This window comes from Nocardia sp. NPDC055321 (assembly GCF_053645575.1).
In genome coordinates this window covers 229,816-246,467 of record NZ_JBSHMS010000006.1, presented here as the reverse complement: position 1 = coordinate 246,467, position 16,652 = coordinate 229,816, and the positions used below count along the sequence as shown (strand labels likewise).

The window sequence follows — 16,652 nt, the reverse complement described above, 5'->3', positions numbered from 1 at the left end:
CCGGAGCGTTCGCCGTGCGTCGGCGGGGGCGATCGAGCGGGGTCGTGGCCGGTTCCACCGGCCCGCGCGCGAGCACGAGCCGACCCGCTCAGGCGGTGATCCGGCCCAGCACCAGCGGTTGTTCGGTTACCTCGGTATCCGCCGCGCCGATGGTGAAGGCCGCGCCCAGCGATTCGAGCACGGCGGGCAGCACATCCGGGGTGTCGGTGTGCAAAGTCAGGAGGGGTTGACCGGCGGTGACGGAATCGCCCGGTTTGAGGTGCATTTCGATACCCGCGCCGAGTTGCACCGGATCGCCCTGCCGGGCCCGGCCCGCCCCGAGCCGCCACGCCGCGACGCCGATGTCCATGGCGTCCAACCGGGTCAGCACGCCCGTCGCGGGAGCGCGCAGGGTTTCCACGTGCCGGGCGCAGGGCAGCTGCGCGTCGGGATCCCCGCCCTGGGCGCTGATCATGGCCCGCCAGTGGTCCATGGCCCGGCCGTCCGCGAGCGCGTCGGCGGGATCGATGCCGTCGATTCCGGCCTGGGCGAGCATCTCCCGGGCCAGGGTCAGGGTCAGCTCCACCACGTCCGCCGGGCCGCCGCCGGCCAGCACGTCCAGCGATTCGGCCACTTCCAGGGCGTTGCCCGCCGTGCAGCCGAGCGGGGTGTCCATGGCGGTGAGCAGGGCGACGGTACGCACGCCCGCGTCGGTGCCGAGTTCGACCATGGCCGTGGCCAGCTCGCGCGCCTGCGCCAGTTCCTTCAGGAACGCGCCACGTCCGACCTTCACGTCCAGCACCAGCGCGGCGGTGCCCTCGGCGATCTTCTTGCTCATGATCGAACTGGCGATGAGCGGAATGGATTCGACGGTGCCGGTGACGTCACGCAGGGCGTAGAGGCGTTTGTCGGCGGGCGCGAGGTCGGCCCCGGCCGCGCACACGACCGCGCCGGCGGCCGGATCGGTGAGGATCTCGCGCATGCGGGCCACCGGGATGTCGGCCTGCCAGCCGGCGATGGCCTCGAGCTTGTCGAGGGTGCCGCCGGTGTGGCCCAATCCGCGCCCGGACAGCTGCGGCACCGCCGCGCCGCACGCGGCTACCAGCGGCGCGAGCGGCAGCGTGATCTTGTCCCCGACGCCGCCGGTGGAGTGCTTGTCCACCGTGGGCCGGGGCAGATCCCGAAAGTCCAGCCGCCGCCCGGAGGCGATCATGGCCGCGGTCCAGCGCGCGGTCTCGCGCCGGGTCATGCCCCGCCACACGATGGCCATCGCCAGCGCGGACATCTGCTCGTCGGCGACCGCCCCGCGCGTGAACGCGGCCACCACCCAGTCGATCTGGGAGTCGCTGAGCTCACCCCCGTCGCGCTTGGCCCGGATCACCTCGACAGCCGAGTGCACAGTCACCCCACCACCCTTACACGCCTCGGGTGCCGCGTCAGGTTGATCGTCCGGGCCGCGTCGCGGCGGGGTCACAGTTGGCCGGCGGCCAGATCGTCCGGCCCGAAGGCGTCGGGCAGCAGAGCGCTCAGCGGCCGGGGCCCGGCGCGGTGATCGATGAGCACCTCGGCGCCGCCGTGCTCCAGCAGGATCTGGCGGCACCGCCCGCAGGGGGTCAGGATTTCGGCCCGGGAATCACACACCGAGACGGCCAGCAACCGCCCCCCGCCGGACGAAATCAAGTTACCGACCAGTACGCATTCGGCACACAGGCCCAGTCCGTATGAGATATTTTCCACATTGCAGCCGCTCACAATGCGGCCGTCAGCGGTGAGAGCGGCAGCCCCCACGGGGAATCTCGAGTACGGTGCATAGGCATTCCGCATGACTTCGGATGCCTTGGCGCGCAATGCATTCCACTCAATATCGGGCATATCGGACCATCCTTCCACGGGCATGCTTACACCCGCACGGAAGCCGTTTTACCGGGCCTCGAAAATCAGGAAAGGCAAACCTAACTCAGCGAATTTACGGCCAACGAGCGGCACGCCGAATTAGTTCCGTCCAACCGCTGGGATTAGAGTTCACGACAGATCGGTTCAGGTTCCCGACAGCGGGCCTGCAGCACTGCCACCGGACGGCGATTCCGGCTGTGAGCTGGTGTTATCGACAGTCCAATGGCTCCGCGCCGGATCTGACCGGGTCCATCAACGACGTTGGAGGCACCGCACTCTATGACCACGCTAGAAGCTCCGGCCAAGCCGAAGCGATCCTTGTACCGAGGCGACCCCGGAATGTGGTCCTGGGCTCTGCACCGCATAACCGGCGTGACGATCTTCTTCTTCCTGTTCGTCCACGTCCTCGACACCGCCCTCGTGCGGGTCAGCCCGGACACCTACGACCAGGCCATCGAGACCTACAAGACCCCGCTGGTCGCTCTCATGGAGATGGGTCTCGTCGTCTGCGTGCTGTTCCACGCGTTCAACGGCATCCGGGTGATCCTCGTCGACTTCTGGTCGCAGGGCCCGCGCTACCAGCGGCAGATGCTCTGGGTCGTGCTCACGATCTGGATCCTCGTCGCGGGCGCCGGCATCGGCCGCCAGTTCTTCTACCTGCTGACGGAGCACTGATCATGACCGCACCTGTCCTGGGCAAGTCCTACGATCGCCCCGCCAGCCTGGACGCGCCCCGCGCTCCCCGCCGCGCCGGCGGCAGCAACTTCGAGAAGTACGCGTGGCTGTTCATGCGTGCCTCGGGCCTGCTGCTCGTCATCCTGGTCATCGGCCACATGACGATCATGCTGATGATCGACGGCGGCGTGCAGCGCCTGAACTTCGCCTTCGTGGCCGGCCGCTGGGCCAGCCCGTTCTGGCAGATCTGGGACCTGACCATGCTGTGGCTGGCCCAGCTGCACGGCGGCAACGGCATGCGCACCGTGATCGACGACTACGCCCGCAAGGACTCCACCCGCTTCTGGCTGAAGTTCCTGCTGGTCGTCTCGATGATCCTGGTGATGGGCGTGGGCACCTACGTCATCTTCACCTTCGACCCCAACATCACAGGTTAGGAACAGGCCGCCCCGAATGAGTGAGCACAGCGAACGAACCACCGGTGCTGAGTCACGTCCCGTTCAGGAGCACCGCTACGACGTCGTGATCGTCGGTGCCGGCGGCGCGGGCATGCGCGCGGCCATCGAGGCCGGGCCCCGCGTCCGCACGGCCGTCCTGACCAAGCTCTACCCGACCCGCAGCCACACCGGCGCGGCGCAGGGCGGCATGTGCGCCGCCCTCGCGAACGTGGAAGAGGACAACTGGGAGTGGCACACCTTCGACACCGTCAAGGGTGGCGACTACCTGGTCGACCAGGACGCCGCGGAGATCATGGCCAAGGAAGCCATCGACGCCGTGCTCGACCTGGAGAAGATGGGCCTGCCGTTCAACCGCACGCCCGAGGGCAAGATCGACCAGCGTCGTTTCGGCGGGCACACCCGTGACCACGGCAAGGCCCCCGTGCGCCGCGCCTGTTACGCCGCCGACCGCACCGGTCACATGATCCTGCAGACGCTGTACCAGAACTGCGTCAAGCACGACGTGGAGTTCTACAACGAGTTCTACGTGCTCGACCTGGTGCTGACCGAGGGCCCGAACGGCCCCGTCGCGACCGGCGTCGTCGCCTACGAGCTGGCCACCGGCGATCTGCACATCTTCCACGCGAAGTCGATCGTGTTCGCCACCGGCGGCTCGGGCCGCATGTACAAGACCACCTCCAACGCCCACACCCTCACCGGTGACGGCATGGCGATCGTGTTCCGCAAGGGACTCCCGCTGGAGGACATGGAGTTCCACCAGTTCCATCCGACGGGCCTGGCCGGCCTGGGCATCCTCATCTCCGAGGCGGTCCGCGGCGAGGGCGGCATCCTGCGCAACGCCTCCGGCGAGCGGTTCATGGAGCGCTACGCGCCCACCATCAAGGACCTCGCGCCGCGTGACATCGTCGCGCGCTCGATGGTGCTCGAGGTGGCCGAGGGCCGCGGCGCGGGTCCGAACAAGGACTACGTGCTCATCGACGTGACCCACCTCGGCGAGGACGTCCTCGAGGAGAAGCTCCCGGACATCACCGAGTTCGCCCGCACCTACCTGGGCGTTGACCCGGTCAAGGAGCCGGTGCCGGTCATGCCGACCTGCCACTACGTCATGGGCGGCATCCCGACCCGCATCCGCGGCGAGGTGCTGCGCAACAACACCGACGTGGTCCCCGGCCTGTACGCCGCGGGCGAGTGCGCGTGCGTCTCGGTGCACGGCTCCAACCGCCTGGGCACCAACTCGCTGCTGGACATCAACGTGTTCGGCCGGCGCGCGGGCATCGCCGCCGCCGAGTACGCCCAGCGCGCGGAGTTCGTCGAGATGCCGGAGAACCCGGCGCAGATGGTGCAGGACTGGCTCGCGCTGATCCTGTCCGACCACGGCAACGAGCGCGTGGCCGACATCCGCACCGAGCTGCAGGCCACCATGGATGCCAACGCGGGCGTGTTCCGCACCGAGGACACCCTCAAGCAGGTCCTCACCGACATCCACGGCCTCAAGGACCGCTACAGCCGGATCACCGTGCAGGACAAGGGCAAGCGCTACAACAGCGACCTGCTCGAGGCCGTCGAGCTGGGCTTCCTGCTCGAGCTGGCCGAGGTCACCGTGGTGGGTGCGCTGAACCGGAAGGAATCGCGCGGCGGTCACGCCCGCGACGACTACCCGAACCGCGACGACACCAACTACATGCGCCACACCATGGCGTACAAGGAGAGCCCGGAACTGATCTCCGAGATCCGGCTCGACTACAAGCCGGTCGTGCAGACCCGTTACGAGCCGATGGAGCGTAAGTACTGATGACTGCCACACTCGAGAAGCCGGCCTCGCAGAAGCCCGCTCCGGTGCCCGAGGGCTCGGTCATGATCACCGTCAAGGCCGCGCGCTTCAATCCCGAAGACGGCCAGGGCCAGCACTGGGACGAGTTCAAGGTCCCCGTGCTGCCGACGGACCGCTTCCTGAACGTGCTGATCTACATCAAGTCCTACCTGGACGGCACGCTCACCTTCCGCCGCTCGTGCGCGCACGGCGTGTGCGGCTCGGACGCCATGCGCATCAACGGCGTCAACCGGCTGGCCTGCAAGCTCCTGATGAAGGACATGCTGCCCAAGAACGGCAAGGATCTGACGATCACCGTCGAGCCCATCCGCGGTCTGCCCGTGGAGAAGGACCTCGTGGTGAACATGGAGCCGTTCTTCGACGCGTTCAAGGCGGTCAAGCCGTACCTGATCACGCGTGGCAACGAGCCGACCATGGAACGCATTCAGTCTCAGCACGATCGGGCGCGCTTCGATGACACCACCAAGTGCATCTTGTGTGCCTGCTGCACCACCTCGTGCCCGGTGTACTGGAGCGACGGCAGCTACTTCGGCCCGGCCGCGATCGTGAACGCGCACCGCTTCATCTTCGACAGCCGTGACGAGGGCGCCCGCGAGCGCCTGGACATCCTGAACGACGTCGAGGGTGTGTGGCGCTGCCGCACCACCTTCAACTGCACCGACGCGTGCCCCCGCGGCATCGAGGTCACCAAGGCGATCCAGGAAGTCAAGCGCGCCCTGCTGTTCGCGCGCTAGACGGCCCGGGGCCACCGGGGTTCGCACGAGCCCTGAACCCGAAAACGAGGCCGCCCGTATCTCCGGATACGGGCGGCTTTTCTCGTTCACACGCCTGTCGACCAGGCAGATTCACCGTATCGAAAGAGCTGTGGGGGAAAGATGTCGTACCACCGTCACCGAGGCGCACGAGCGCTCGCCCGCGTGCGAGCGGCGGGTCTGGGCGCGCTGCTGGTTGTCGCGGCCGCGTGTACCGGGTCGCAGGAGCAGGCCGCCGCGCCCGACCTGTCGAAGTTCGAGCGGCAGTCCCTGGAATGGGGCTCGTGCCAGGACTTCTCGCAATTCGGTAAGGAACTCGTCGAGGCCGGTCTGCAGTGCGCCCGGATCACGGTGCCGCTGGACTACGACCGGGCCGACGGGACGACCGCGCAGATCGCGCTGTCCCGCCTGCCCGCGCGCGGTGAGCGCATCGGCGCGCTGGTCACCAATCCCGGCGGTCCGGGTGTGTCCGGGCTCGGCATGCCGCTGATGTTCGCGGAATCCGAACTCGCGCAGCGCTTCGACCTGGTCGGGATGGATCCGCGCGGCGGTGGGGCGTCCACGCCGAAGGTGGTGTGCCGGACGGCGGAGGAGTTCGCGGCCGAGCGCGCCGACCTGGACCTGGACTACTCCCCCGCCGGTATCGCGCAGACCGAACAGGAGAACCGGGACCTGGTCGCCGACTGCGTGCAGCGCAGCGGCGCGGAACTGCTCGCGAACGTCGGAACCATCGACGTGGCACGGGATCTCGACATCGTCCGGGCCGTTCTCGGCGACGCGAAGCTGACCTTCGTCGGCGGGTCGTACGGCACCCGGATCGGCTCTACCTACGCCGAGCTGTTCCCGGATCGGGTGCGGGCCATGGTGCTGGACGGCGCGGTCGATCCCGAGACGAACATCATCGACCCGGTCAACAGCAGTCTGAGTTTCCAGCGGGCCTTCGAGACGTACGCGGCCGACTGCGTCGCGAAGTCCGCCTGCCCGCTCGGCGACGACGCGAGTCCCGCGAGAACGAGTGTGGCGCTGCGGGATCTGATGCGCCCGTTGATCGATCGCCCGGCGACCACCGCCGACGGCCGCGAACTCGGATACCGTGACGCTGCCAGCGGCGTACTCAATTCGCTGTACAACCCCGCGAGCTGGCCCGGTATCACCAAGGGCCTCGGCGAGCTGCGCCAGGGCCGCGGCGACACCCTGCTCGCGATCGCCGATTTCATGGAGACCCAGATCGGCCTGGAGCGCGATCATCAGCAGGCCGTGCTCTGCCTCGACGACACGCGTGTCCCGGATCGCACGGCCGCGGCCGACCTGGCGCGGGAGGCGAACGCGGTCGCGCCCGCCTTCGACGACGGCCGTCCCACCGACACCGCCCCGCTCGGTGTGTGCGAGTTCTGGCCCAGCGAACCCAGTTCCGTCCCGCACCGGCTGGACGTGACCGGTCTGCCGAAGACCGTCGTGATCTCCACGACCGGCGATCCGGCGACCCCGCATCAGAACGGGATCAATCTCGCCCGGGCGCTCGGCGCCACGCTGATCACCTTCGAGGGGACCCAGCACGGGGTGTTCGGCACCGGCACGGCCTGCGTGGACACACCGGCGATCGAGTACCTGATCAGCCTCACCGCCCCGGCCGACGGGCTCGTCTGCAAGTCCGCCTGATCGCGCGTTTCGAACCGGAACACCCGGGCCGCCCGGATCTTTCGATCCGGGCGGCCCGTCGCGTCAGCGGCCGGGCCTACTTCGGCAGGCGTGCCAGCGCGTTCTCCGCGACGGCCTGCGCCACGGCGGGGTCGTTGCTCATGACGCCGATGATCGGGAGCTGGGTGATCGCGCGGTTGCCCCAGACGCCGGGGAACTCGTCGCCGACGATCACGTCGATGAAGGTGTCGCCCTGGTGCTCGGAGCGGTAGCCCACGTAGTCGCCCAGGCGGATCTCCTGCTTGTCCAGGGTGATCAGGTCGCGTTCGCGATTCTCCAGTGAGATGAGGGTGGAGGCGCCGTCGACGGTCAGGTAGCAGCTGTCCAGAGTCTGTTCCTGCCAGTCGAACTCGACCTTGCGACTCGCCTGCAACTCGTCCAGCCCGACGCACGGCGACCGCAGGCTCGACAGCACGGTGACCGTGGTGGCCGGCGAACTGCCCTGTGCCGGATGCTCGTTCCACCGCTGGATGATCCCGGGCACCAGCTCGTCACCGGTGGCGCAGGGGTCCGCGGCCCGGTCCATCTCCACCGAAACCGTCACGCCGAGACCGCCGTCCAGCGGGATGCGGTAGTCGCACTCGGTCTGCACGAGCTGATCGCGCTGCGCGGCGGGCACGGTCTCGCGGATGTCGACCCGGTGCACCTGCCGGTCCTCGATCTCCACCACGTTCCCGTACTTGAAGGTCTCCACCTGCGGGGCGAAGCCGATGCGCACGTCGAGGTCGATCCGCCCGTCCGGCCCGCCGGTCACGACGGCGGAACAGTTCGTGGTCATGGACGAGGTGCCCAGGACGACCTCGGGCCCGAGGGTGCGCAGCCGGCCCGCGTCGAGCAGGGCGCAGGGGTCCACCTCGCGCGCCCAGCCGATCGTCTCCGGGCGTGAATCCCCCGGCGGCGCGGCGGCATCGGCCTTCGCACCCGACTTCGCGTCGTCCCCGCACGCGACGGCGGTGCACAGCAGCACCGTGACCAGGACAAGCAGTCTTGACACCAACGAATCCCCTCGTTCGATCGAACACGGAAGAGCCAGGCCCGAGCAGCCTATGCGGATGCCCGCGCGCCCCCGCAGCGAGCTACCCGGCACGCGGGCGTTCCGATCGCCACGCCGGTGCGCACACGCCGGGCGGGCGGCGGCGGGCGTTGCCCGAAGGTGCGCTCGCTGCCTATCAGTACCCCCGCCACTCCGCGTTCAACCGGCGACTTCTCCTGCTCGGCTTGGCAATCTGCGCAGCTGTGCGGGTGTTTGTTGTCGGTTTGCCGTACGGGTGCTTGCATCGACGTATGTTCACCGAGGCCCAGCTGTACTCGCCGGTGACCAAGGACGTCGACGGCGATGTCACCGTGCACCTGAGCGACGCGCACCCCGGCGTGCACGATCGCGCGTATCGCGAGCGCCGCAACGCGATCGCCGCGCTGGCCCTGGACTACCGCCCGGGCTCCCCCGTGCCCCCGATCGCCTACACCGATGCCGAGCAGGGGGTCTGGCGGATCGTCGCCGCCGAGCTCGCCCGCAAACGTGAGCGCTACGCGTGCGCGGAGGTGAACACCGCGGCCGCGCGCCTCGGCCTGCCCGCCGATCACATCCCCCAGCTCGCCGAGGTCTCGGAGAAGTTGTTCCCGCTCAGCGGATTCCGCTACGTCCCCGCCGCCGGACTGGTCCCGCTGCGCACGTTCTTCGGATCCTTCGCGGATCGACTCTTCCACTCCACCCAGTACATTCGTCACCACTCCGCGCCGCTGTACACCCCCGAGCCCGATGCCGTGCACGAGATCCTCGGCCACGCAACGCAATTGGCGAGCCCGCGGTTCGCCGCGGTCTACGCGGCCGTCGGCGCGGCGGTGGCCCGCCTGGAGACCGAGCGGGCGCTCAAGTTCCTGGCCGACGTGTTCTGGTTCTCGATGGAGTTCGGCGTGGTTCGCGAGAACGGTGAGATCCGTTGCTACGGCGCGGGACTGCTGTCCTCGTACGGGGAGATCGAGGAGTTCCGGCACGCCGAGCTGCGCCCCCTGGACATCGCGGAGATGGGGAACGCGGTGTACGACATCACCCGCTACCAGCCGGTGCTGTATCGCGCGGAGTCGATCGCCGAGATAGAGGACACCGTGGGCGGCTTCTTCGCCGCGATGGACGACGACGCACCGCTCAGAGCCGCATCCCGGATTCCAGGAAGGCGATGACCCGGGCGATGGACGCGGGATCGAACGGATCGCTGTCCATCAGCACGGCTTTGGCGGCTCCGATCAGGGCGCCGGCCAGCGCCCGCACCTCGAAGTCCGCGGGCGTGCGCCCGGCCCGCTCGGCCACCAGTTCCGCGACCATGTCGACGTTGCGATCCATCTCCAGCGCCAGCACGCCCCGCAGTTCCGGGACGGTGCTGACGAAGCTCGCGCGCTCGCGTTCGAAGGCGAACTGCGCGGGGTCGAGCGATCCGAACGACTCCACGGTGGCGCGCCGGAACGCCTCGAGGGCGGAGAGCTCGGGCGGCTGGGCCCGAAACCGCTCCATCATGATCGGGTCCAGGTCGTCGGCCAGGACCACCTGTTCCTTGGACGGGAAGTAGCGGAAGAAGGTGCTCGGGGAGATCTCGGCGGCGTCGGCGATCTGTTCCACGGTGGTGGCCGCGTAGCCCTGCTCGCGGAAGAGCCGGAAGGCCTCGAGCCGGATGGCCGAGCGGGTGCGCTCCTTCTTGCGTTCGCGCAGCCCGGGCCGGGCCCGGACCGCGGGTTCCCCGGCCGGTTCGGGGACCGACCGGGACCGGGTGGACTCCGCGTGGATGGACTCAGCCGACATGTACCGATTGTGCAGCATCGGGCGTGGCCGCCGGCCCGGCCGGTGCCCGGGTGAGCAGGGCGGCCAGGACCATCGCGCCCAGGCAGACCGCGGCGCACACCCACAGCATGGCGCTCATCCCGTTCATGAAGGCCGACTGCACGTGGGCCAGCAGTTCCGCATCGCCGAGCCGATGGGCAACGCCCACACCGGCATTGACGCCGTCGTCGACGGGCGGCCGGTTCGCCGCGCCGAGTTCGGCGCGGTACCGGGTGGACAGCACCGTGCCCAGTACCGCGACGCCGATGGTGCCCGCCGCCTGGCGCAGCGCCTGCAGCAGCGCGGATCCCGACCCGGCGCGTTCGGCGGCGAGTTCGCCCATGGCCAGGCCCATGGCGGCGGGCATGACCAGGCCCATGCCCGCGCCGAGCAGGGTGAGCGCGGTGGCGGCGATCCCGTACCCGCTGTCGGCGGTGAGCAGCGCGGCCAGCGCGAGCCCGCCCGCGAGCAGTGCGAATCCGCCGGTGAGCACCACGCGCAGCCCCGCCCGGGGCAGCAGCGCGTCGACCACCCGGCTGCCGACGATGAGACCGCCGATGAGCGGCAGCAGACGCAGGCCGCTGCCGAGCGCGTCGGCGCCGAGCACGGCCTGGAAGTACTGCGGCATGGTGAAGAACAGGCCGAACATGGCGAAGTTGACGACGATCATATAGACGGTGCCCCAGCGGAATCCGGACGCGGCGAAGAGTCCGAGGTCGATCAGCGGATGCGCCGCGCGACGCTGCCACAGCACGAACGCGGTCAGCAGCGCGGCGCCGCCGGCCACCGCGGCCCAGGCCGGTCCGTCGCCCCAGCCCTGCTCGCCGAACCGGATGAATCCGTAGGTGAGACCGAGCATTCCGAGCACGGACAGCGCGACGCCGGGCAGATCCACCCGAATGGCGGTGGCGCTGCGGGATTCCGGCACCAGCAGCGCGACGGCGGTCGCGCCGATCGCCACCATGGGCACGTTGATCAGGAACACCGAACCCCACCAGAAGTTCTGGAGCAGCCACCCGCCCACGATCGGGCCGAGCGGCAGGCCGATGGCGGTCGAGGTGATCCAAATGGTCAGGGCGCGTTGGCGATCGGCGGGGTCGGGGAACAGGCCCGGCAGGATCGCCATGGACAGCGGCATCATGGCCGCGGCGGCGAGTCCGAGGACCGCGCGGGCGGCGATGAGCTGACCGGACGTGCCGGCGAAGGCGCAGGCCAGCGAGGCGGCCCCGAACAGCAGCAGCGCGGCCAGCAGCAGCTTCTTGCGCCCGTAGCGATCGCCGAGCGCGCCCGCCGGGAGCATGACCGCGGCCAGCGCGAGGGTGTACGCGCTGCTGAACCACTGCAGCGCGCCGGTGCCCGCGTGCAGATCGACGGCGAGGGTGGGCAGCGCGACGGTGAGCACGGTGACGTCGAGCCCGATGGTGAGCATGGCCACGGCGAGCGCGCCGAGTGCCAGCCAGCGCTTCGAAGCCGAATCATTCATGACAGTCCCTATCAGTTGAGAACAACTAGATAATGAGAGAGTCTCTCAAATTAGAGAGACTGTCAAAACTTGACGTGTCACTGAGTCACCGCGGCCCGGGCGGCCCATGCTCGCCCGGCAAGACGTTTCAGCGAGCCGCTGTTACCGTCATCCGGTCCGTTTTCAACGCGACTACCGCACAACAGGTCTGGATCTTTGAGGCTCTAAATGACTGAAAACGCAACAGAACCCGTGACGACACCACTGCACCTGCAGGGTCGTGACGCCGTAATCGCCGCTGCCGCACCGGAAGAGTGGCGCGACGGGGTTCCCGACTATCACCTGAGCTCGGTCGTCATGCCGGTCGAGCGAACCACCGACCACGCGCCGGACTCGCTGGAGTTCATCGTCGAGGAACTCGTGAAGGTCTTCGAGATGGAGGTCTCGCACAAGAAGGACCCCGCGACGTGGGTCTCGCTGGTCGCCGAGCACTACCGCGGGCGGGTCAACGGGGGCGAATGGCAGGACTCCGAGGAGTTCGCGCGCATCGGCTCGTACAACATCCTGATCGGCGAGAACCCGTACTACCCCGGCGGCGAGACCTTCGAGTCCTCGCACCACATCTTCCACACCGCCTTCCCGGGCGGCTTCTTCTGGGAGGTGCTCGAGGTGCTGTCCGGGCCGCCGACCGTCACCTTCAAGTGGCGGCACTGGGGCCGGTACACCGGCGAGTACAAGGGCCACGAGCCCACCGGCGAGATGATCGAGATGACCGGCATCACCATTGCCAAGGTCAGCGATGACCTGCGCATTCTTGAGCTCGAGCACTTCTACGACAACAACCGGCTGCTCGGTCCGCTGGCCCACGGCTGCCCGGTGACCAAGACCTCCTGACCCATCGAACTTTCGCGCGTGCCCACAGCCCCGGGCGCGCCGCCCCACGGTCCCGCGTTCCCGGGGCCGTTCGCACCGGTCGCCCCGCCGCACAGCCCGCGGCGGGGCGACTCGCACTTCCCGTGCGGAACGCATCGGTCGCAGTCACCGTGCGGGATGCGCCGAGGTGCACGCACCGCGCGGACCGCTCGGCTCTAAGCTCGTCCGCGATGAGCATCCGCAGGCATTCGCGCCATGACCAGAGTCCGGCCCATCGCCGACCACGTCGGCATCGCTCCGCTTCCGGCGGCACCGCCCTGCTCGCCGTGGCGCTGACAACGGCCACCCTGACCGTCGCTTCCGCGCCGCTACCGGCGGCCAGAGCCCAACCTCCCACCACCACAACGCCGTTCACCACGCCCGATACCGACGACTGCCCGAACCGGACCACACCCCCGCCACCGATCGACCTGTCGGAGGTACCGCGCCCCGGCCGGACATCGCCCGCGCCGCTGCCGATTCCGTCCCCGCCCATCGGCGGCAAGAGTCTGGGTTCGTGCGGGGTGATCCGGCCCGCGGGCGCACCGCAACCGCCGGAGGGGATTTCGGCGACCGCGTACCAGGTGTCCGATCTCGACACCGGCGAGGTGCTGATCGCCAAGGACCCGCACGGCCGCTACCGTCCGGCGTCCACCATCAAGGTGCTGCTGGCCGCGGTCGCGCTGCGCACCCTGGACCTGAACAAGGTGGTGATCGGCACCCAGGAGGACGCCGACGTGGACGGGACCCGGGTGGGTATCGGACCCGGCGGCCGGTACACCAACCGGCAGCTGTTCCAGGCGCTCATCATGGCCTCGGGCAACGACGCCGCGCACGCCATCGCCGCCCAGCTCGGCGGCGACGACGCGGCGGTGGCCAAGATGAACGATCTCGCGGAGCGGTTGCAGGCCAAGGACACTCGCGCGGCCACGCCGTCGGGCCTGGACGGGCCGGGCATGAGCACCTCGGCCTACGACCTGTCGGTGGTGTTCCGCGAGGCCATGTCGATCCCGCTGTTCGCCGAACTGATCCACACCGAGGAGGTCGACTTCCCGGGCTACGGCGCGGATCCGAAGAATCCGGCCGCGACCGAGCACCCCGGCTACCCCATCGCGAACGACAATCTCCTGCTGTTCAACTACGACGGCGCGATCGGCGGCAAGACCGGATTCACCGACGACGCGCGCCAGACCTTCGTGGCCGCGGCACAGCGCAACGGCCGCAGGCTGGTGGTCACCCTGCTCAAAGCCGATGTGCGGCCGTACCGTCCGTTCGAGCAGGCCGCCAAACTGCTCGACTACGGCTTCGCGCTGCCGTCGGGCGCGAGCGTCGGCGAGCTGCCGGAGGCGAACACCCCCAAGGTAGCGACCTCGACGGCGGCGCTGGCGACCCCGCCCAAGCCGGTCGCGGCCGATGTCGACGACGCCGGTGGGCGGCGCGACGATCTGCGCGTGACCCTCATGGTCGGCGGGATCATCCTGGTGCTGTTCCTGCTCGCGGGTGCGCGCCAGATCCACCAGCGCCGCTACTAGCGGCGCGGGTCAGCGCCGCCGCAGCACCGAAACCAGTGCTCCCGCAACGGCGCCCGCGCCGAACAGCGCCGCGCCCGCGCCGGCCGTGAGCCCGGAGATCGACACCCGGGGCTCGATCACGGCCGGGGCGGGCGGCGGGATGTCGGCCGGCAGATCGTTCTCCGATGCGGTGGCCGCCCACGCGGTGGCGAACAGGATGATCCGCGCAGTGAAGTAGCTGAACACCATGAGGCCGATGATCGGGCCGAAGGTCACCCCGGCGGGGCCGTTTACGACCGACCGCAGCACCAGCGACGAGAGTTGTTTGAGCAGTTCGAACACCACCGCCGCGATCAGCGCCGCACGGGCCGCGCTGCGCAGGGTCACCGGGTGCCGGGGCATGCGGGCGATGACCCACACGAACACCGCCCAGTTCGCGAGCACGGCCAGGATCAGGGACAGCACGGTCAGCAACGCCGTGATGCCCGGCGCCTCGGAGATCTCGAACCTGCGCAGCAGCGTGCGAATGAGGCCGCTCGAGGCCAGCACGGACAGGCCGAGCGAGACGCCGATGGCCAGGAACAGGCCCACCATGGCCAGCAGATCCGAGAGCTTGGTCAGCGCCCAATTGCGGTCCTGGACAGGCTGTTCCCACTGTTCGGTGAGCGCGGCCCGCAGGTTCGCGATCCAGCCCAGACCCGCGTACGCGCCCGCCAGCAGGCCGACGATGCCCACGCCCGCGCGGGAGTCGACCGCCTGGGTGATCAGGTCGTTGATCTGATCACCGGCCGCGCCGGGAATGTTCTCGACGATCTTGGCTTGAATCTCGTTGAGCAGCTCCGGATCTCGCGCCAGCACGAAGCCGGCGACCGCGAATCCCACCATGAGCAACGGGAACAACGAGAGCACCGTGAAGTAGGTGATACCCGCGGCGTAGTAGTCGCCGCGCTGCCGCTGGTACCGCCCGGCCGCCCGCACCAGGTGGTCCAGCCAGTGGCGCCTGCGGATCTCCCGCTCGATGCGCGCCCTCGTCTTGTCGAACACCGCTCACCTCCACCGAACACCAGGTCAGATCGATCACTCTTCCATCCCCCCGGCCGGGTCGTCGCCAGGTGCACCGGCGCGGCGATTGTGACGCGTGCCCGGCCCCGGGCGCCTTTCGTGGAATACCCACGCGGTGGGTCGTGACACCGCCGGGCGTGACACAGCCGGGCGCGGCAGCATCGGGCGCGGCAGCATCGGGCGCGGCAGCATCGGGCGCGGCAGCATCGGGCGCGGCAGCATCGCCGACACCGTGAACGGCGTCGGCAAACCCCTTGAGACGCGGCCGACGGGCGGATCGACCCTGACCGACTTCGGCGACGGCGTGGTCAGCGGAACGGCGGCCGCGCTCGCCGCCCGCGTTCCGCCGACGCGTGGAATGTCCGGGTTCCGGGACGGGTTCGGGTACCGCGGGTTAGCGTGATGACCTTGGTCCGCCCGCCCCGACGACCGGAGACCGCCCGCGTGAAAACCGCACTCCTGACCTTGGCCCTGACCGCGAGCGCCGTGCTCGCCATGCCCGGCGCGGCCGCCGCGCCGGCGAGCGACTTCGACCTGCAGGCGCATCGCGGCGGGCGCGGGCTGGTCGTGGAGAACACGCTGCCCGCGTTCGCGCACGCCCTGGAACTGGGCGTTTCGACCCTCGAACTCGATATCGGCATCACCGCCGACGGGCGCGAGGTCATCACGCACGACGCCGCCGTCGACGGCGGCAAGTGCGCCGACACCGGACCCGTGACGCCCGGCGATCCGCAGTTCCCCTACGTCGGCAAGTTCATCAAGGACCTGACTTTCGACCAGGTCCGCACCCTCGACTGCGGATCGAAGGCCCAGGCGGACTACCCCGGCCAGCGGACCGCGCCCAGCGCGCGGATGCCCACCCTGGACGAGGTGTTCGCCCTCGCCGACGACCGCGGGGCCGACACCGTGCGGTTCAGCATCGAGTTGAAGAACGATCCGGCGGCCCGCGAGACCGCGCCGCGCGAGGTGTTCGTCGCGCGCGCTATCGCCGAGATCGACCGGGCGGGCATGCGCGAGCGCGCCGCGATCCAGAGCTTCGACTGGGGCACGCTGATCCGGGTGCACGCGGCCGATCCCGGCCTGCGGCTCTACGCGCTCACCGAACCCACGAAGGTGTACCCCTTCTCCCCCTGGCTGGGCGGCCTGGACATCGCGCGATTCGGCGGCAGCCTGGCCCGCGCCGCGAAGTCCTTCGGCGCGGCCGCGCTCTCTCCGCTGTACGCGCTGCCGCCCAGCGGTTCGGCGAGTCTGCCTCTGGTGACCCGTGATTCGGTCGCCGAGGCGCACGCCGCGGGGATCCTGGTCGTGCCGTGGACGGTCAACGAGCCCGGCGCGATGCGCGCGCTGCTGGACACGGGCGTGGACGGGATCATCACCGATTACCCGGATCGGCTACGCGCGGTGCTCAGCGACCGGGGTATGCCGCTGCCGCCGACGTATCCGGCGCGCTGACCCGGCCGCCCCGCCGGGAACCGGACCGATGGGGCAGTTGGTAGCGAATCTCCCAGCGCACCTTATCTTTTCGCGCGTCATCGCGAAGCCGGCGGGCCGGCATTGGATCGCCCGCCGAGGCGAGGTCCGGCCCCGCTTCGAACCCCGCCGCCGGT

Annotated in this window: 16 protein-coding genes; 10 read left to right on the top strand and 6 right to left on the bottom strand. The window is 69.5% G+C overall.

Features of this window, described 5'->3' with window-relative positions:
- Window positions 1–88 precede the first annotated feature (88 nt).
- Complete coding sequence (locus ACWIGI_RS12375; protein WP_454202570.1) at window positions 89–1,378, bottom strand: thymidine phosphorylase; 1,290 nt, start codon at window positions 1,376–1,378, stop codon at window positions 89–91.
- Window positions 1,379–1,449: 71 nt separating this feature from the next.
- Window positions 1,450–1,851, bottom strand: a complete 402-nt coding sequence (locus tag ACWIGI_RS12370) for a cytidine deaminase (RefSeq protein ID WP_454202451.1) — start codon at window positions 1,849–1,851, stop codon at window positions 1,450–1,452.
- Window positions 1,852–2,151: 300 nt separating this feature from the next.
- Between ACWIGI_RS12370 and sdhC the strand changes: the two genes are divergently transcribed.
- The 5 genes from sdhC to ACWIGI_RS12345 all read left to right on the top strand — a co-directional run bounded on the left by sdhC (window position 2,152) and on the right by ACWIGI_RS12345 (window position 7,247).
- A complete protein-coding gene (sdhC, locus tag ACWIGI_RS12365) occupies window positions 2,152–2,547 on the top strand; it encodes a succinate dehydrogenase, cytochrome b556 subunit (RefSeq protein WP_454202450.1) in 396 nt (131 codons plus the stop codon).
- Window positions 2,548–2,549: 2 nt separating this feature from the next.
- Entirely contained in the window at window positions 2,550–2,984 is a 435-nt protein-coding gene (locus ACWIGI_RS12360; RefSeq protein WP_354991132.1) for a succinate dehydrogenase hydrophobic membrane anchor subunit, read from the top strand.
- A 16-nt stretch (window positions 2,985–3,000) separates the two neighbouring features.
- The gene (gene sdhA / locus ACWIGI_RS12355; RefSeq protein WP_454202449.1) at window positions 3,001–4,797 is read left to right on the top strand and encodes a succinate dehydrogenase flavoprotein subunit; all 1,797 of its coding nucleotides are present in this window, start codon (window positions 3,001–3,003) and stop codon (window positions 4,795–4,797) included.
- The gene (locus ACWIGI_RS12350; RefSeq protein ID WP_454202448.1) at window positions 4,797–5,570 is read left to right on the top strand and encodes a succinate dehydrogenase iron-sulfur subunit; all 774 of its coding nucleotides are present in this window, start codon (window positions 4,797–4,799) and stop codon (window positions 5,568–5,570) included. The genes sdhA and ACWIGI_RS12350 overlap by 1 nt, the downstream gene beginning before the upstream one ends.
- A gap of 183 nt (window positions 5,571–5,753) precedes the next feature.
- Complete coding sequence (locus ACWIGI_RS12345; RefSeq protein WP_454202447.1) at window positions 5,754–7,247, top strand: alpha/beta hydrolase; 1,494 nt, start codon at window positions 5,754–5,756, stop codon at window positions 7,245–7,247.
- Window positions 7,248–7,323: 76 nt separating this feature from the next.
- Here ACWIGI_RS12345 and ACWIGI_RS12340 read toward each other — a convergent pair whose 3' ends face one another.
- Window positions 7,324–8,280: a hypothetical protein gene (locus tag ACWIGI_RS12340; RefSeq protein WP_454202446.1), complete on the bottom strand. Its 957-nt coding sequence runs from the start codon at window positions 8,278–8,280 to the stop codon at window positions 7,324–7,326.
- Between the two features lie 290 nt (window positions 8,281–8,570).
- Between ACWIGI_RS12340 and ACWIGI_RS12335 the strand changes: the two genes are divergently transcribed.
- Complete coding sequence (locus ACWIGI_RS12335) at window positions 8,571–9,467, top strand: phenylalanine 4-monooxygenase (RefSeq protein WP_454202445.1); 897 nt, start codon at window positions 8,571–8,573, stop codon at window positions 9,465–9,467.
- On the opposite strand, the gene ACWIGI_RS12330 is transcribed toward ACWIGI_RS12335, so the two are convergent.
- Together ACWIGI_RS12330 and ACWIGI_RS12325 are read right to left on the bottom strand one after the other, a co-directional pair.
- Window positions 9,433–10,080, bottom strand: a complete 648-nt coding sequence (locus ACWIGI_RS12330) for an acyl-CoA-like ligand-binding transcription factor (protein ID WP_454202444.1) — start codon at window positions 10,078–10,080, stop codon at window positions 9,433–9,435. The two genes, ACWIGI_RS12335 and ACWIGI_RS12330, sit on opposite strands and share 35 nt — an antisense overlap.
- Window positions 10,070–11,581 (bottom strand): DHA2 family efflux MFS transporter permease subunit, encoded by a 1,512-nt coding sequence (locus ACWIGI_RS12325; RefSeq protein WP_454202443.1) that lies wholly within the window; start codon window positions 11,579–11,581, stop codon window positions 10,070–10,072. The genes ACWIGI_RS12330 and ACWIGI_RS12325 overlap by 11 nt, the downstream gene beginning before the upstream one ends.
- Before the next feature lie 207 nt (window positions 11,582–11,788).
- Between ACWIGI_RS12325 and ACWIGI_RS12320 the strand changes: the two genes are divergently transcribed.
- Both ACWIGI_RS12320 and ACWIGI_RS12315 read left to right on the top strand, forming a co-directional pair.
- Complete coding sequence (locus ACWIGI_RS12320) at window positions 11,789–12,454, top strand: ester cyclase (RefSeq protein ID WP_454202442.1); 666 nt, start codon at window positions 11,789–11,791, stop codon at window positions 12,452–12,454.
- A 209-nt stretch (window positions 12,455–12,663) separates the two neighbouring features.
- Complete coding sequence (locus ACWIGI_RS12315) at window positions 12,664–14,004, top strand: D-alanyl-D-alanine carboxypeptidase family protein (protein WP_454202441.1); 1,341 nt, start codon at window positions 12,664–12,666, stop codon at window positions 14,002–14,004.
- Window positions 14,005–14,013: 9 nt separating this feature from the next.
- Here ACWIGI_RS12315 and yhjD read toward each other — a convergent pair whose 3' ends face one another.
- Window positions 14,014–15,027, bottom strand: a complete 1,014-nt coding sequence (gene yhjD / locus ACWIGI_RS12310) for an inner membrane protein YhjD (protein ID WP_454202440.1) — start codon at window positions 15,025–15,027, stop codon at window positions 14,014–14,016.
- Window positions 15,028–15,160: 133 nt separating this feature from the next.
- On the opposite strand from yhjD, the gene ACWIGI_RS12305 reads away from it, so the two are divergent.
- Window positions 15,161–15,448, top strand: coding sequence for a hypothetical protein (locus tag ACWIGI_RS12305; RefSeq protein WP_454202439.1), 288 nt, complete (start codon window positions 15,161–15,163; stop codon window positions 15,446–15,448).
- Between the two features lie 41 nt (window positions 15,449–15,489).
- A complete protein-coding gene (locus ACWIGI_RS12300; RefSeq protein WP_454202438.1) occupies window positions 15,490–16,497 on the top strand; it encodes a glycerophosphodiester phosphodiesterase family protein in 1,008 nt (335 codons plus the stop codon).
- Window positions 16,498–16,652 lie beyond the last annotated feature (155 nt).

What these genes read in the sequence shown, in the direction of transcription:
- ACWIGI_RS12370 (WP_454202451.1), bottom strand. Translation starts at nt 1,851, where the DNA reads ATGCCCGATATTGAGTGGAATGCATTGCGCGCCAAGGCATCCGAAGTC.
- sdhC (WP_454202450.1), top strand. Translation starts at nt 2,152, where the DNA reads ATGACCACGCTAGAAGCTCCGGCCAAGCCGAAGCGATCCTTGTACCGA.
- ACWIGI_RS12360 (WP_354991132.1), top strand. Translation starts at nt 2,550, where the DNA reads ATGACCGCACCTGTCCTGGGCAAGTCCTACGATCGCCCCGCCAGCCTG.
- sdhA (WP_454202449.1), top strand. Translation starts at nt 3,001, where the DNA reads ATGAGTGAGCACAGCGAACGAACCACCGGTGCTGAGTCACGTCCCGTT.
- ACWIGI_RS12350 (WP_454202448.1), top strand. Translation starts at nt 4,797, where the DNA reads ATGACTGCCACACTCGAGAAGCCGGCCTCGCAGAAGCCCGCTCCGGTG.
- ACWIGI_RS12335 (WP_454202445.1), top strand. Translation starts at nt 8,571, where the DNA reads ATGTTCACCGAGGCCCAGCTGTACTCGCCGGTGACCAAGGACGTCGAC.
- ACWIGI_RS12330 (WP_454202444.1), bottom strand. Translation starts at nt 10,080, where the DNA reads ATGTCGGCTGAGTCCATCCACGCGGAGTCCACCCGGTCCCGGTCGGTC.
- ACWIGI_RS12325 (WP_454202443.1), bottom strand. Translation starts at nt 11,581, where the DNA reads ATGAATGATTCGGCTTCGAAGCGCTGGCTGGCACTCGGCGCGCTCGCC.
- ACWIGI_RS12320 (WP_454202442.1), top strand. Translation starts at nt 11,789, where the DNA reads ATGACTGAAAACGCAACAGAACCCGTGACGACACCACTGCACCTGCAG.
- ACWIGI_RS12315 (WP_454202441.1), top strand. Translation starts at nt 12,664, where the DNA reads ATGAGCATCCGCAGGCATTCGCGCCATGACCAGAGTCCGGCCCATCGC.